The sequence below is a fragment of the Nocardia sp. X0981 genome, from assembly GCF_977089955.1.
Genome location: NZ_OZ372435.1, coordinates 5,707,905 through 5,722,821 on the forward strand (window position 1 = coordinate 5,707,905; position 14,917 = coordinate 5,722,821).

The window sequence follows — 14,917 nt, forward strand, 5'->3', positions numbered from 1 at the left end:
CCTACCGGTGCGGTTCACCCGATTTATCACCGAGCCGGTTTTGCGGGGCGCAGGCCGCGGACGATTCTGCGCAGGGTGCTCACCCGTGGGCCCACGGCCCGTTCGTTACCGTGATCGGTGGGGTGGTAGTAGTCCACGCCCACGAGTTCGTCCGGCGGGTACTGCTGGGCGAGCACTCCGTCGGGGTCGTCGTGCGGGTAGCGGTAGCCGCGGGCGTTCCCGAGACGTTCGGCACCCGCGTAGTGCCCGTCGCGCAGATGCGGGGGCACCGCCCCCGCCTTACCCGCCGCCACATCGGCCATGGCCGCACCGATGGCGGCCACCACCGCTCCCGATTTCGGTGCGGTGGCCAGGTGGATCGTCGCCTGCGCCAGGGCCAGCCGGCCCTCCGGCAGGCCGACCAGCTGCACGACCTGCGCGGCGGCGGTGGCGACCTGCAGCGCGGTGGGATCGGCCATCCCGATGTCCTCGCTGGCGTGGATCATCAGCCTGCGGGCGATGAAACGCGGATCCTCTCCCGCCGTCAGCATCCGGGCGAGGTAGTGCAAGGCCGCGTCGACATCGGAACCGCGGATCGATTTGACGAACGCGCTGATCACGTCGTAGTGCTGATCCCCGGCACGGTCGTAGCGGACGGCGGCCCTGTCGATACTGGCGGCCACCAGATCGAGGTCGATGGTGCCGTCGAGCGAGGATTCCGCCGAGGCCTCCAGCGCGGTGAGCGCACGCCGGGCATCGCCGCCGGCGATCCGCACGATATGGTCGAGCGCCTCGGCGGTGAGGGTGTACTGCCCGTCCAGACCCCGCGGATCGGCCAGGGCACGCTCGAGAACCGCACGGATATCGTCGGCGCCCAGCGACTGCAACTGCAGCACCAGCGAACGTGACAGCAGCGGCGCCACCACCGAGAACGACGGATTTTCCGTGGTCGCGCCGACCAGCAGCACGATGCGGTTCTCCACCGCCGCCAGCAGCGCGTCCTGCTGGGTCTTGGAGAACCGGTGTACCTCGTCGATGAACAGGACGGTCTGCTCACCCGCGGTGAGCCGCCGCCGCGCCACATCGATCACCGCCCGCACCTCCTTGACCCCCGCCGACAGCGCGGACAGCGCTTCGAACCGGCGGCCGGTGGCCTGCGAGATCAGCGACGCGAGGGTGGTCTTCCCGGTACCGGGCGGACCGTAGAGCAATACCGACGCCGCACCCGACCCTTCGACCAGCCGCCGCAACGGGGAACCGGGACCGAGCAGATGCCGCTGTCCGACGACCTCGTCGAGCGAGGCGGGCCGCATCCGTACCGCGAGCGGAGCCCGCGCACCGGCTTCCCACGCGGCCTGCCCGGGGGAGGCGACGTCCGGCGCGACCGCCGGCGCGCCGGGCATATCGAACAGACCATCACTCATGTCTGCGACGCTACCGTTGGCCGCCGACGCCTTCGGGCCCTAGCTGAAGTGCTCGTCGAGGAGCGCGCAGACGCCCTCGGCGAAATCGCCGACCGCGTCGTTGCCGAGGCAGCGCGCGTCCTCGGCCAGGCCGGCCCAGCGGTTGAGCAGGGCATCCGAACGAGGTACCGACAGGCCGTGCTCCCGGGCGGCGGCGATCCGGGCGTGATCGGCGGGCAGGAACCAGTAGGTACTGAGCCAGACCCAGATGAGCCGGGCCTCGAGGATCTTGTCCGCCAGCAGGGCGTCGTCGGCGAGGGCGGGCCACACCCCGACCACTTCCGCCCGCCAGGCCTCCACCATCTGGTTGGCGCGCTCCCGGGACAGTTCGATATCGCAGAGGCAGCCGGGGAAGGACACCAGGGCGTAGGCGATATCGAGGACGGCGTCGCGGAACCCGCCCCATTCGTAGTCGAGGATGCGGGCGCCCTCGTCGTTGATGATGACATTGTCGGGGCACAGATCCGAAGGGCTGAAGGCCCGGAAGCGGCCCCCGGAGAACAGCCGGGCACCGTGCGCGACCTGCTCGACGACCTCGTCGGGGACCTCGATGCCCAGTTCGCGGCGCAGCAGACCGGGCACCTCGGCGACGGCCGCCTCGGCCTGCTGGGCGATTCCGTCGACACGGTGGGTGACGTCGACGCGGCGCAGCAGGGCCACGAAATCGGGTTCACGCCCGACGGTCGCGGCGTGCATCCGCCCGAGCGCCTGCGCGAAGGCCATCATCGCGTTGCGGGTGGCCGGTTCGGCACCGGAGCGCAGCACATCGGTGAGTTTGGTGTTCTCCCCCAGATCGCTGAGCACGAGCAGGCGGTCGGGCAGGCTGTGCGCGATCAGATAGGCGCCGGGCCGTTCGCCGCGGCTCAGCGCCGTGGTGAACTGGTAGGACACGGCTTCGCGGAGGAACGCCGAGTCGACGCTGGCGACACCGGGGGCAATCGTCACGTTCTTGGGGTCGCGAACGGCACCGCGCACCTGCTTGACGATCAACGTGCGTGGTAGGGAAAAGGCGTTCTCGGCAACCCGGACGCGTAGGACTGTCGTCCTACCGCTGCCACTGAGTTCGACGGGGTCGCTCAGCTTCACCGGAGCACCCATTCGCTTTGTGAGCAACTGCTGCGCTGCGGATACGACTTCGGTGGCTCGTTCGGCCAGTAGTGCAGTCATCGCATCTCAAGTTACTCGCATCCGGTCACTTCTAGCGAGCGGTTCGACAACCTTTCCGTGTCGTCCGGCGTGTCCGGTGTGTTCGGCGCCCTGCTTGACACCGCACTTCCGGTCGGGTTTTCTCGATCTGAACTGCTGTGCGCCGCACCGGAAACCGCCCGAGCCGAAAGGTATGCCAGCGTGACCGACACCTCGCGTTCCACCCCCGGCTCACCCGGTGAACCCGGTGCGGCAGGCCGGCCACCCGCCGCCGCGAACAACCCCCACCCCGCGTCCGGGACACCCGCGGAAACCCCCGCGACCGGTGCGCACCCCGCTCCGGGGCCGGCGCCCTCGGGCCGGGGCCCTGCCGCGCCGCCGCCCCCGGCTGCGGGTAAGACCACCGGCCCGGACGCACCGCCCGGCACCGGGCACGGAGATTCCTCCGGCCGGCCGGTCTACGGACCACCGGGGACCGGACCGGCCCCCGAGGAACCGGTCTACGGATACCAGACGCTCGGTACCGGGATACCCGGCCGGCTCGATATCGGGCACGCGCTGAGCTACGGATTGGAGAAGTTCCGCCTGAACTTCGGCCCCTGGGTGGCGGTGACCTCGCTCGGCCTGATCATCTATCTGCTGTTCACCCTGGTCGTCCGGATCGTCGAACCGCGATCGATGCTCGCTCTGCTGGTGCTCTTCGCCGCTGTCATGGCCGGCCTGTGGGTGCTCCAGGCCGCGCTGGTACGCGGAGCACTCTACGAAACCGACGGCTACCGGCCGGGTTTCGGCTCCTACTTCTACTTCGGCAACCTCGGCAACGCCTTCCTCACCGCATTGCTGGCCTTTCTGGCCACCACCCTCGCCTCGGCGCTGTGCCTCGTCCCGGGGATCCTGGTGGGGATCGGCTGTATGTTCTCGCTGCATTTCGCGATGGAACAGGGACAGACCCCGGTCGAGGCCATCAAATCCAGCTTTCTGCTGGTTCTGCAGGATCCGTGGCGGGTCTTCCTGCTCGTACTGACGGTCATCGTCATTACGGTGCTGGGTCTGCTCGCATGCGGTTTCGGCCTGCTCGCGGCCGGGCCGGTGGCGGCGATCGCGGTCACCTACGCGTATCGCACGCTCACCGGCGGACCGATCTCCCCGGTGTAGCCGTGTCCTACGCGGTGCCGCCCGCCGCGGCCCGCGCCACGCCGTTACCGGTGGCCTTGTCCCCGGCCCGCGGATCCACGTCGAGCCCGGCTTCTTTGCGCTGCAGCGCGGTGATCGGCGCGGGCGCATCGGTGAGCGGGTCCACACCGCCGCCCGTCTTCGGGAAGGCGATCACCTCGCGAATCGAATCGAGCCCGGCGAGCAGGGCCACGATACGGTCCCAGCCGAAGGCGATACCACCGTGCGGCGGCGCACCGAAAGCGAACGCGTCCAGCAGGAAGCCGAACTTCTCCTGCGCCTCGGCTTCGCTGATCCCCATAACCTGGAAAACGCGTTCCTGGACATCTTTCCGGTGGATACGGATGCTCCCACCACCGATCTCGTTCCCGTTGCAGACGATGTCGTAGGCGTAGGCGAGCGCGGAGCCGGGGTCGGTGTCGAAGGTGTCGATCGATTCCGGCTTCGGCGAGGTGAACGCGTGGTGCACCGCGGTCCACGCCGAGTATCCCAATGCCACATCACCACCGGCGGTGGCATCGGCGGCGGGTTCGAACAGCGGAGCGTCCACGATCCATACGAACGACCAGGCGTTCTCGTCGATGAGCCCGACCCGCTGCGCGATCTCCGACCGCGCCGCGCCGAGCAGGGCCCGCTGTGCCTTGGCCGGACCGGCCGCGAAGAACACGCAGTCCCCCGGTTCGGCGCCGACATGGGCGGCCAGGCCGGCGCGTTCGGCCTCACTCAGATTCTTGGCGACGGGGCCACCGAGCGAGCCGTCCTCCCCGATCAGCACATAGGCGAGCCCCTTGGCGCCGCGCTGCTTGGCCCATTCCTGCCAGGCGTCGAGCTGGCGACGCGGCTGGCTCGCCCCGCCCGGCATCACCACCGCACCCACATAGGGCGCCTGGAACACGCGGAACGGGGTTTCGGCGAAGTACTCCGTGCACTCGGTGATCTCCACCCCGAAACGCAGATCCGGTTTATCGCTACCGAAGCGGCGCATCGCCTCCTCGTAGGTCATATGCGGGATGGGGGTGGGGATCCGGTAGCCCACCAGATCCCACAGCGCGGTGAGGATCTCCTCGGCCAGCAGGATCACATCCTCCTGGCGCACGAAGCTCATCTCGAGGTCGAGCTGGGTGAACTCGGGCTGGCGGTCGGCCCGGAAATCCTCGTCGCGGTAGCAGCGCGCGATCTGGAAGTACCGCTCGATACCGCCCACCATGAGCAGCTGCTTGAACAGCTGCGGGCTCTGCGGCAGCGCGTAGAAGTTACCGGGCTGCAGCCGGGCCGGCACCAGGAAGTCACGGGCACCTTCAGGAGTGGAACGAGTCAGTGTCGGCGTTTCCACCTCCACGAATTCGTGCCGGGCCAGCACCGAGCGCGCGGCGGCGTTCACCTTCGACCGCAACCGGATGGCATGAGCGGGAACCTCACGCCGCAGATCCAGGTAGCGGTATTTGAGGCGGGCCTCCTCACCGGGCTGCTCATCGAGCTGGAACGGCAGCGGGGCGCTTTCGTTCAGCACCTCGAGCTCCTTGACGTTCACCTCGACCGCGCCGGTCGGCAGTTCGGGGTTCTCGTTGCCCTCGGGTCGCTGTTCGACCACGCCGACGATCCGTACGCAGTATTCGGCCCGCAGCCGGTGTGCCTGCTCGGCCGCCGGACCTTCCCGGAACACCGCCTGCGCCACACCGGAGGCATCGCGCAGATCGATGAAGATCACGCCACCGTGGTCACGCCGCCGAGCCACCCAACCGGAAAGGGTGACGGTCTGACCGGCCTGTTCGCTTCGCAGTGAACCGGCCAAGTGGGTGCGCAGCACGGCTTTCCTTTCGACGTTCGGAGCACACCGGGACGGCCTCCGGGATGCGGTTGCCATCGTAGTGGGCCCCGCGCGAGGGGTGGAAACGGATATCCTGCGAACACCCGAGCAAAGCCGCAGCGACAGCTCACAGACGGGATCACTCATGACCTTCAACGAGCATGTGTCGATCGACCCCGGCCGGGCCTCGTCGGGCGGAGGCCCGGGGCCGGGCGGCAGAATCGCCCTCGGCGGTGGCGCCGGAGGGCTGATCGTCCTGGTCCTCGCGCTACTGATCGGCGGAGATCCGAGTTCGGTACTCGGCCAGTTCACCGGCGCCCAGGACACCGGGCAGCGTGAGGCGGGAACGGCCGGAACCCCGGAACACTGCCGGACCGGCGCGGATGCCAACACCTACGTGGATTGCCGGGTGGTGCTCACCGCGCAGAGCCTGGACGCGGTCTGGTCCCAGGAGCTGCCCGGGCAGACCGGCACCGGGTATGTCCCGCCCGATGTACGGCTGTTCAGCGGCGCCATCTCCACGGGCTGCGGTTACGCGACGAGTGAGGTCGGGCCGTTCTACTGCCCGACCGACCGGACCGCCTATTTCGACGTGACCTTCTTCCAGGAGCTGGTGGACCGGTTCGGCGCGACCGGTGGACCGCTCGCCCAGGAATACGTGGTGGCCCATGAGGTGGGGCACCACATCCAGAACCTGCTCGGCGACCTCGGCCGGGCCCAGCAGGATCCGCGAGGCCCGGACTCCGGCGCGGTACGCACCGAGCTGCAGGCCGACTGCTATGCCGGTATCTGGGCGCATTACGCCGACCGCACGCCGGCCCCTGGTTCGGATACGCCGTTTCTACGCCCGCTGATCGATACCGATATCCAGGACGCGCTCTCGGCCGCCGCGGCGGTGGGCGACGACCGGATCCAGGAGGCGGCGCAGGGCCGCGTCAATCCCGAAGCCTGGACCCACGGGGCGTCCGAGCAGCGGCAGGTATGGTTCCTCACCGGCTACCGAACCGGCCAGGTCGCGGCCTGCGATACCTATTCGGCGCGCGACCTGGACAATCCCTCCGCCCTGCGCTGATCCCCTCAGAACTGGCTGTCGTACCCGGCGTCCTCGTCGAGGTCCACCGCGCCGATGACCTCCGGTGCGGATTCCCCGAGCGGTCCGGTGAGATCGTCGTTACCGGTGGGGCTCCGATAGGACTCGACCGTGCGGGAATGCTGCTCATCGCTGCCGCGCTGGCCCGCCGCCGCGGCGCCCGGACCACCCATGAAGGAACTCGCGGGCGAGGTGGCCGCCGCGGTGGGCAGGCCCGTGGTCAGCGCGCCGGGGCGCAGCACACCGGTCAACGGGTTCTGGCTCGTGCCCGGGGCGCCGGGGGTCGCCGGTGATCCCGGAAGGCTCGGGGCGCCGCTCGGTGATCCGGTCGGCGTTCCGGGGCCGCCGGTCGAGAGCCCCGGACTGCCCGTGGTGCTCGGGGCACCGGAATTCAGGCCCGCGAGGGTGGTCGAGGCGGGATCCTCCCCGGATGAGCCCAGAACCGATTCCAGAGCCGAGCTGTCGGAGAGCACGCTCTGTGCCTGCTGCATGATCGGCTCGCCCACGCTCTGCGCCACGGATTGCGCCGTCTGAGCGACCTGCTGCCCGTCCACACCGAGCAACTGCTGCACCACCCCGCCCAGTTCCGCGGTCTTACCCGCGAGGTCGCCACGGGTGATGTTGGCGACGCTCACCGCTTGCCCCAGATGCGCGGTGGCCGAGGCGATGAGCGCGGTCTGCGCGGGCGGGGTCATCACCACGGGGGCCAGGGCGACCGCCTGACTCAGGAACGAGGAGGCGATGGTGTTCAGCTGGGCGTTGCCCTGCTGCACGACCGCGGCCGCCGCCTGGGTGAGGGCAGCGATATCGATACCGCGCTGGCTGGTCTGCCGGCCGGAGACGTTGGCTTCCTCCCCGGCGGTCTGGGCGGTGCGCGACGCCTCGCTCTCCCAGGCCTGGCCCATGGCGGTCAGGCTGCTCTTACCCACTCCCATCGCGATTTCGATGATCTGTGAGGACTGGCTCAGGATGGCGGTGGGGTCCAGCGCGCCGATGATCCCGGTACCGAAACTGCCGAGCAGCTCACGGATCGGCTGGAACAGCACATCGATACCGGGGAGCGCGGGCAGCGCGGCTCCTTCGAGCAGCGCACCCACCGGATCCGAGGGTAGGGCCGGGGCCGCGGCGGCCGGTGCCGCGCCGGTCGCCGCGGGGGGCGCACCGGTTCCGGTTCCGGTTGCGGTCAGCGCCTGACCGAGCACGCCCTGCGCTGTCTCGACCAATGGCGCCGCGGCCGCGTTCACCACTCCCAGCAGCGCGTCCGCCTGGGTGGACACCTCTGCGACGGTACCGGCGAGGATGTCCTGGGCCTCCGGTGCGCCGCCGTCGAGCCCCGAGAGCCCGGGAAAACCCGACAGTCCGGCCGAGGCGGGCGCGTCATCGGAGACACGCTGGGACAGGACGAATTCGGGCGCCTCGCCGGGCTGTTCTCCCTCGGGGAGCTGGGCCAGGGGTACGTCCTGGATGGCGGCAGCCGGATCCGGTCCGCCGGTATCGGGCGCGACCGGTGCCGTGGCGGGTACCGCCCGCTGCAGTTCGGGAGCGATGACCCCCGCGGAGCCGGTGCTGTCGAGCGGTTTCACAGCGCACCTCCCACGGCCCCCAGCACACCCGCGGTACCACTGTCGGTGCCGTCGTAGTTCAGCGCCGAGGAGAACGCCGCCTGGGACAGTTTCTGGTATTTGGCCGAGAGATCGTTGATATCGCGTGCCTGCAGCACCTGCGCGGCGGCGAACATGGCCAGGTAGTCCGCCCCGATCAATCCGAACACCGGTGTCAACGCCGCGACATGGGCGACGGCGTCGAAATTGCCGGCGGCCGCGATCTCGGTGCCGATTCCGGCATTCGTGACCCCGAACGCCCGCAGCGCTTCGGTTTCTACCGAGAGATCACTCATCGAGCTCCCCCCTGATTCGTCGTGGACATCATCATGACCCCCGGGTGGGATTCCTCGTTCGCCGCAACGACAACCCACCCCCGGCGGTGCCATATGGTTGCTGCCCGAATATAACCCACCGGGACACACGTGGACGAGGCAGCGGCACGGCCAAAACTAGAACCTGTTGCAAATTAGAACAAGTTCTATATTCTCGTCCCCATGAAGGTCGCAGTGACCGGCGCCGCCGGCTACCTGGGTTCGAATCTGCTCCCGCTGCTCACCGAGCGCGGCGACGATATCGTCGCCATCGACCGGGTGGCGCCCCGGCAGCCCACGGCGAACGTCACCTGGGTCGACGCCGACGTACTGGACCCGGCATCCATGCGGTCCGCGCTGGATGGAGTGGAACTGGTCTACCACCTGGTCGCCGTGATCACCCTCGCGGACAAACACGACCTCGCCTGGCGGGTGAACACCGAGGGCGTGCGCGTGGTCGCCGAGGCCGCCCACGCGGTGGGCGTCCGCCGTCTCGTGCACGCCAGTTCGATACACGCTTTCGACCAGTACAGCTGCGGTGGCAACATCGACGAGAACACGCCTCGTTCCACCGATCCCGGCCTCCCCGTGTACGACCGGTCGAAATGGGCCGGCGAGATCGAGCTCGGCAAGGTCGTCGCGGCCGGTCTCGATGCGGTGATCTGCAATCCCACCGGGGTTTTCGGCCCCGTCGACCACGGGACGCCGCTGTCCCGGATCAACCGCTCCCTGCGCGACGCCGCCCGGGGCCGCATCCCGGCCATGATCGACGGCGGTTTCGACCTGGTCGATGTGCGTGATGTCGCGCGCGGTCTCGTCCTGGCCGGTGAACACGGCCGGAGCGGCGAGAACTACCTCATCGGCGGCGAGATGATCTCCATGCTGGAACTGTGCCGGATGGCCGCCCGGCACGGCGGCAAGAAGGGCCCACGCTTTTCCATCTCCCCGAAACTCGTCTCGGGTCTCATCCCCCTGCTGGAGCCGGTCGGCAAACGACTCGGCACCGATATCATCTCCAAAGCCGCCCTCGGGGCGCTGGTTTCGGCCCCTCTGGTCGACCACGGCAAAGCCACACGCGAACTCGGCTACCGGCCGCGCCCGATCGACGACACCGTACGCGATCTGGTGGCCTTCTTCGCCGACCCGCACACGCCACTACCGGATTTCACGCCGACCGCTTGACACCCCCTAGAACGCGTGTTCGACTGGTTCGGTGCGGTGGCAGAACCAGACCCTGGACGACGGCGCACTCCCCGGCCTCGACCGGGCCGGGTTCACTCGCACCGTACAGGTCCCGGAATTCGACGGCATCACCTTTCACGAAGTGCTGTGCACGAGCGCGCTGAACAAGGTGGCCGACGAATCGGATCTGCCCTTCCGGTGGACGGTGAATCCCATGCGGGGATGCTCGCACGCCTGCCGGTACTGTTTCGCCCGCGATTCCCACGCGGGCCCGGAATTCGACGGCGGAACCGATTTCGACACCCGGATCGTGGTCGAAACCAATATCGCCGCGGTGCTGCGCCGCGAACTCACCCGCCGGTCCTGGCGCCGGGAACGGGTGGCGCTGGGCACCGACACCGATCCGTACCAGCAGGCGGAGGGCCGATACCGGCTGATGCCCGGAATCATCGGAGCCCTCACCGATTCCGGGACACCGTTCTCGATCCTCACCAAAGGCACGCTGCTGCACCGCGATCTGCCGCTGCTCACCCTGGCCGCCCGCGAAGTGAGCGTGCGTCTCGGGATCTCGCTGGCACTACTGGAACCCGAGCTGCACCACGGCCTCGAACCCGGCGCCCCCTCGCCCCACGCCCGGCTGGACCTGGTGCGCGCGTGCAGTGATGCCGGGTTCGCGGTGAACGTCATGGTGGCACCGATCGTCCCCTATCTCACCGACGGCCGCGCCCAGCTCGACGCTCTCTTCGGCGAATTGGCCGCGGCGGGAGCGGCTTCGGCCGTACCCCTGCCCCTGCGGTTGGGCGGCAGTACCCGCGGCTGGTTCCTGAGCTGGCTGACCGAGAACCATCCGGCGCTGCTGCGCCGCTATCGCCAGCTCTACCGCGGCACGGCGGTCGCCCCCGAATACGCGGCCTGGCTGCGCGAGCGGATCGATCCGCTCCTGCGCGCGCACGGCCTGCTCCGGGAAGAACCCGAACCGCCGCACGCGGAGCCCGCTCCGGAACCGGAGGCCACGTCCCAGCTGGAGTTGTTCGCCTGACCGCCACCTCCCGGGGAGACCGCGCGGACCGGGCTTCGTCACCGTCCGGCATACCGGCGGGACGAGGGCCCACCGCGGCCGCGCCGCCGTACGGCACCCGAACCCGGCGGCCCCGGAGCGGTAATACGCGCCCCGCGCCTTACTCGACCCCACCGGAAAGGAGATATAGCCTGGTAGAAGCCCTGTGGCGCTGCGCGGGGGCGCCACCGCGCCCGCACCGGCCGCCCACCCGGCATACGTTTTCCCGGCGCCGCACCCCGGCACCGGGGTAGGTTGGCGACTGGTAGCTCATTTCGACGAGGAAGTGAAGCACGCGTATGGTCTCGCACCACGACAATATCGCCCCTCCCGATACCGCACGCACCGAGAACGGTTCCGGCGCAGCGGTATTGGACCGCGTCGTCATCCGTTTCGCGGGCGATTCCGGCGACGGTATGCAGCTCACCGGCGACCGGTTCACCCATGAGGCGGCAGCCTTCGGAAACGACCTGGCGACCCAGCCCAATTTCCCGGCCGAGATCCGGGCACCCCAGGGCACGCTGCCCGGAGTGTCGTCGTTCCAGATCCAGATCGCCGACCACGACATCCTCACCGCCGGCGATCAGCCCGACGTCCTGGTCGCGATGAATCCGGCGGCGCTCAAGGCCAACCTCGACGAGTTACCCCGTGGCGGCACCGTCATCGTCAACACCGACGAGTTCACCAAACGCAATCTCACCAAGGTCGGCTACACCACCGACCCGCTGGCCGACGACAGCCTCACGGATTTCGTCGTGCACCAGGTGCCGATGACATCGTTGACGCTGGCCGCCACCGAAACGGCGGGCGTGGGCAAAAAAGACGGTCAACGTGCCAAGAACATGTTCGCGCTGGGGCTGCTGTCCTGGATGTACGGGCGGCCCATCGGCGGTACCGAGAAATTCCTCCGGGAGAAATTCGCGAAGAAGCCGGAGATCGCCGAGGCCAATATCCTCGCCTTCCGGGCCGGCTGGAACTACGGCGAGACCACCGAGGCCTTCGCCACCACCTTCAGCGTGGCCCCGGCCGCACTACCCGCGGGCACGTACCGGCAGATCACCGGTAACACGGCGCTGGCCTACGGGCTGATCACGGCGGGCTCGCTCGCCGGTCTCCCCCTGTTCCTGGGGACCTACCCGATCACCCCGGCCTCCGATATCCTGCACGAGCTGAGCAAACACAAGAACTTCGGTGTCACCACCTTCCAGGCCGAGGACGAGATCGCCGGTATCGGCGCGGCGCTGGGAGCGGCACTCGGCGGCGCCCTCGGGGTCACCAGCACCTCCGGGCCCGGGCTGGCCCTCAAGAGCGAAACCGTCGGGCTGGCCGTGATGACCGAACTACCGCTGGTGATCGTGGACGTCCAACGCGGGGGCCCGTCCACCGGCCTGCCGACCAAAACCGAACAGGCCGACCTGCTGCAGGCCCTGTACGGACGCAACGGCGAATCACCGGTCGCGGTGCTGGCACCCCGCTCCCCCGCCGACTGTTTCGCCACCGCTGTGGAGGCCGCCCGCATAGCCCTCACCTACCGCACACCGGTACTGCTGCTCTCCGACGGCGCGATCGCCAACGGATCCGAGCCGTGGGCGATCCCGGCGGTCGAAGAACTCGAGCCGATCGACCCGAATTTCGAGAGCGGTGGCGAGGGCGACTTCCAGCCCTACGCCCGGGATCCGGAAACCCTGGCGCGCCCGCTCGCGGTTCCGGGAACGGCGGGGCGGGCCCACCGGATCGGCGGCCTGGAAAAAGCCGACGGTAGCGGTGATATCTCCTACGATCCGGCCAATCACGACCTCATGGTGCGGTTGCGGCAGGCCAAGATCGACGGAATCACGGTCCCACCGGCGGAGGTGGACGATCCGGATGGCACCGCGGAGCTCCTGCTGGTGGGCTGGGGCAGCTCCTACGGTCCGATCGGTGAGGCATGCCGCCGGGTGCGGCGGCGCGGTGTCCGGGTCGCCCAGCTGCATCTGCGCCATCTCAATCCCCTACCCCCCGACCTGGGTGAGGTACTGCGGCGGTACCGCACCGTTGTCGCGCCGGAGATGAACGGGGGTCAGCTCGCCTTGCTGCTGCGGGCGAAGTACCTGGTGGACGTGCAACCCTGGACGAAGGTCGCGGGTACGGCGTTCTCCGCCCAGGAACTCGTCGGCGTCATCGACGCCGCGTTGGACGGCTCGCTCACCGAGCTGGAGCAGGACAAGGTCTTCACCGCGCGAGCGCGGGCCACCTATCGCACGAACGGGGGTGCGGCATGACGATCATCGAAACCTCGCCGGTCGGCAAGGAGCTCGGCATCACGCCGGTATCCGGCCAGGCCGGGGTACCGGCCGCGGAGGGCCCGCAGAAGGCCAAGGACTTCACCTCCGACCAGGAGGTGCGCTGGTGCCCCGGTTGCGGCGACTACGTGATCCTGGCCACGGTGCGCGGTTTCCTGGCCGACCTGGGTCTACGCCGGGAGAACCTCATGTTCGTTTCCGGGATCGGCTGCTCGAGCCGGTTCCCCTACTATCTCGACGCCTACGGTATCCATTCGATCCACGGCCGGGCCCCGGCGATCGCCACCGGTCTGGCGGTGACCCGGCCCGATCTCTCGGTCTGGGTGGTCACCGGGGACGGCGACGCCCTGTCCATCGGCGGAAATCACCTGATCCACGCGCTGCGCCGCAATGTGAACATGACGATCCTGCTGTTCAACAACCGGATCTACGGGCTCACCAAGGGGCAGTACTCCCCCACCTCGGAAGCGGGCAAGGTGACCAAATCCACGCCCATGGGATCGGTGGACCATCCGTTCAACACCCTGTCGGTGGCGCTCGGCGCCGAGGCCACCTTCGCCGCCCGGGCGCTGGACTCCGACCGGGCCGGCCTCACCGAGGTCCTGCGCGCGGCCGCCGAGCACCGCGGCACCTCGTTCGTGGAGATCCTGCAGGACTGCCCCATCTTCAACGACGGATCGTTCGATGTGCTGCGCCGCGGCGACAGCGAATCCCGGCTGATCCGGCTCCGACACGGCGAGCCGCTGCGTTTCGGCGCCGAGGGCGAGTACGCGGTGGTGCGGAAGGGTTTCGGCATGGCCGTGGTGCCGGCGGCGAGCGTGCCGGGCGGTGAAGTCCTGGTGCACGACGCGCATACCGACGACCCGGAATACGCCTACGCGCTGTCGCGTCTGTCCGACCAGGACCTCGGGCACGTGGTGACGGGCGTCTTCCGCTCGGTACGGCGCCCCACCTACGACGACGGTGTCCGCGCGCAGACCGCCGCGGCCCGGGAGAAGTCGCCGGTGGGCGCCGATTCGCTGCAACGTCTGCTCACCGGGCCGGAAACCTGGACGGTCGCCTGACCGCCCGGCCCCGGCGGGCGCGGATCGACCCGGCACCGGTACGTCCATCCGGCCCCGACGGCACGGCGACGGCTGTGCGCACCGGCCCCGGCCACTCTAGTAGAGGGCCGCGATCTCCTGATCGGTGAGAACGACCGTGCCGACATAGTCCTTCGCCCGTGCCACGGTGACGGCGCGGTACAGCGGCCGGTCCGCGAGCCCGGCATCGCGGGCTTCGGCACGCAACTGATGGACGAGCACGTCCGCAACCAGCACCGCCGAGGCCAGCTCGCTACATATCAGCGCGTCGGCCAGCCGCCGTAACCCCAGCAGATGCAGCTCCCGTCCGCTCCCGGAATCGGTGTACAGCGCCAGTGGTATCAGCTGACGGTCCGGCCCGGCGGTCAGCCTCAGCGCCACCCGGCTGAACCGGCCCGGATACACCAGCAGTTCGACGCCGGTCGCGGCCGATACTTCCAGCTGGCGGGTCCGCAGCAGCCGGCGGGCCTCGACAGTGGTTCCGCGCAGCCACAGGCGGCGCCGCGGCGCCATCAGTACGTGGCCCACGGCGGGCACCGCCACCACGAGACCGGCCACCAGCCCCGCGACCGGGCCGAACAATACGGTCGCGATCGCTCCCACGACGACGGCGAGGCCCAGCGCCACCAATGCCAGCCGGCGCAGCGTCGGTGCGTACACCTCAGGCGCCACCAGGTCCAGTCCGATGGGTTGGTCGGCGGCGGGAAACGGGGCATCGGTCACAGTGGGGCGCTCCGGTCC

The 14,917-nt window shown here is 69.2% G+C and carries 12 protein-coding genes; 6 read left to right on the forward strand and 6 right to left on the reverse strand.

Translation table 11 applies throughout. From position 1 onward, the window contains the following. Window positions 1-26: 26 nt before the first annotated feature. The gene (locus ACYR7D_RS25210; protein ID WP_459546996.1) at window positions 27-1,403 is read right to left on the reverse strand and encodes a replication-associated recombination protein A; all 1,377 of its coding nucleotides are present in this window, start codon (window positions 1,401-1,403) and stop codon (window positions 27-29) included. Window positions 1,404-1,442: 39 nt separating this feature from the next. Continuing rightward, entirely contained in the window at window positions 1,443-2,609 is a 1,167-nt protein-coding gene (locus ACYR7D_RS25215) for a phosphotransferase family protein (RefSeq protein WP_459546997.1), read from the reverse strand. Window positions 2,610-2,789: 180 nt separating this feature from the next. Between ACYR7D_RS25215 and ACYR7D_RS25220 the strand changes: the two genes are divergently transcribed. Then, window positions 2,790-3,743, forward strand: a complete 954-nt coding sequence (locus ACYR7D_RS25220) for a DUF2189 domain-containing protein (protein ID WP_459546998.1) — start codon at window positions 2,790-2,792, stop codon at window positions 3,741-3,743. A 7-nt stretch (window positions 3,744-3,750) separates the two neighbouring features. On the opposite strand, the gene aspS is transcribed toward ACYR7D_RS25220, so the two are convergent. After that, entirely contained in the window at window positions 3,751-5,568 is a 1,818-nt protein-coding gene (gene aspS, locus ACYR7D_RS25225) for an aspartate--tRNA ligase (RefSeq protein WP_459546999.1), read from the reverse strand. 145 nt (window positions 5,569-5,713) lie between these two features. Here aspS and ypfJ point away from each other — a divergent pair, with 145 nt between their 5' ends. Beyond that, on the forward strand, window positions 5,714-6,640 hold the full coding sequence (gene ypfJ, locus ACYR7D_RS25230) for a KPN_02809 family neutral zinc metallopeptidase (RefSeq protein WP_459547000.1): 927 nt from the start codon (window positions 5,714-5,716) through the stop codon (window positions 6,638-6,640). A 5-nt stretch (window positions 6,641-6,645) separates the two neighbouring features. Here ypfJ and ACYR7D_RS25235 read toward each other — a convergent pair whose 3' ends face one another. Both ACYR7D_RS25235 and ACYR7D_RS25240 read right to left on the reverse strand, forming a co-directional pair. Next, window positions 6,646-8,241, reverse strand: coding sequence for a hypothetical protein (locus tag ACYR7D_RS25235; RefSeq protein WP_459547001.1), 1,596 nt, complete (start codon window positions 8,239-8,241; stop codon window positions 6,646-6,648). Next, a complete protein-coding gene (locus ACYR7D_RS25240) occupies window positions 8,238-8,555 on the reverse strand; it encodes a type VII secretion target (protein ID WP_459547002.1) in 318 nt (105 codons plus the stop codon). The genes ACYR7D_RS25235 and ACYR7D_RS25240 overlap by 4 nt, the downstream gene beginning before the upstream one ends. A gap of 201 nt (window positions 8,556-8,756) precedes the next feature. On the opposite strand from ACYR7D_RS25240, the gene ACYR7D_RS25245 reads away from it, so the two are divergent. From ACYR7D_RS25245 to ACYR7D_RS25260, 4 genes are all read left to right on the forward strand, one after another. Then, window positions 8,757-9,755, forward strand: a complete 999-nt coding sequence (locus tag ACYR7D_RS25245; RefSeq protein ID WP_459547003.1) for an NAD-dependent epimerase/dehydratase family protein — start codon at window positions 8,757-8,759, stop codon at window positions 9,753-9,755. 31 nt (window positions 9,756-9,786) lie between these two features. Next, on the forward strand, window positions 9,787-10,794 hold the full coding sequence (locus ACYR7D_RS25250) for an Rv2578c family radical SAM protein (protein ID WP_459547004.1): 1,008 nt from the start codon (window positions 9,787-9,789) through the stop codon (window positions 10,792-10,794). A gap of 317 nt (window positions 10,795-11,111) precedes the next feature. Then, the gene (locus tag ACYR7D_RS25255) at window positions 11,112-13,073 is read left to right on the forward strand and encodes a 2-oxoacid:acceptor oxidoreductase subunit alpha (RefSeq protein WP_459547005.1); all 1,962 of its coding nucleotides are present in this window, start codon (window positions 11,112-11,114) and stop codon (window positions 13,071-13,073) included. Beyond that, window positions 13,070-14,158 (forward strand): 2-oxoacid:ferredoxin oxidoreductase subunit beta, encoded by a 1,089-nt coding sequence (locus tag ACYR7D_RS25260; protein WP_459547006.1) that lies wholly within the window; start codon window positions 13,070-13,072, stop codon window positions 14,156-14,158. The genes ACYR7D_RS25255 and ACYR7D_RS25260 overlap by 4 nt, the downstream gene beginning before the upstream one ends. Window positions 14,159-14,254: 96 nt before the next feature. On the opposite strand, the gene ACYR7D_RS25265 is transcribed toward ACYR7D_RS25260, so the two are convergent. Next, window positions 14,255-14,899 carry a hypothetical protein gene (locus ACYR7D_RS25265; protein WP_459547007.1) on the reverse strand — a complete coding sequence of 215 codons (645 nt, stop codon included), beginning with the start codon at window positions 14,897-14,899 and terminating at the stop codon, window positions 14,255-14,257. Between the last annotated feature and the right edge of the window lie 18 nt (window positions 14,900-14,917).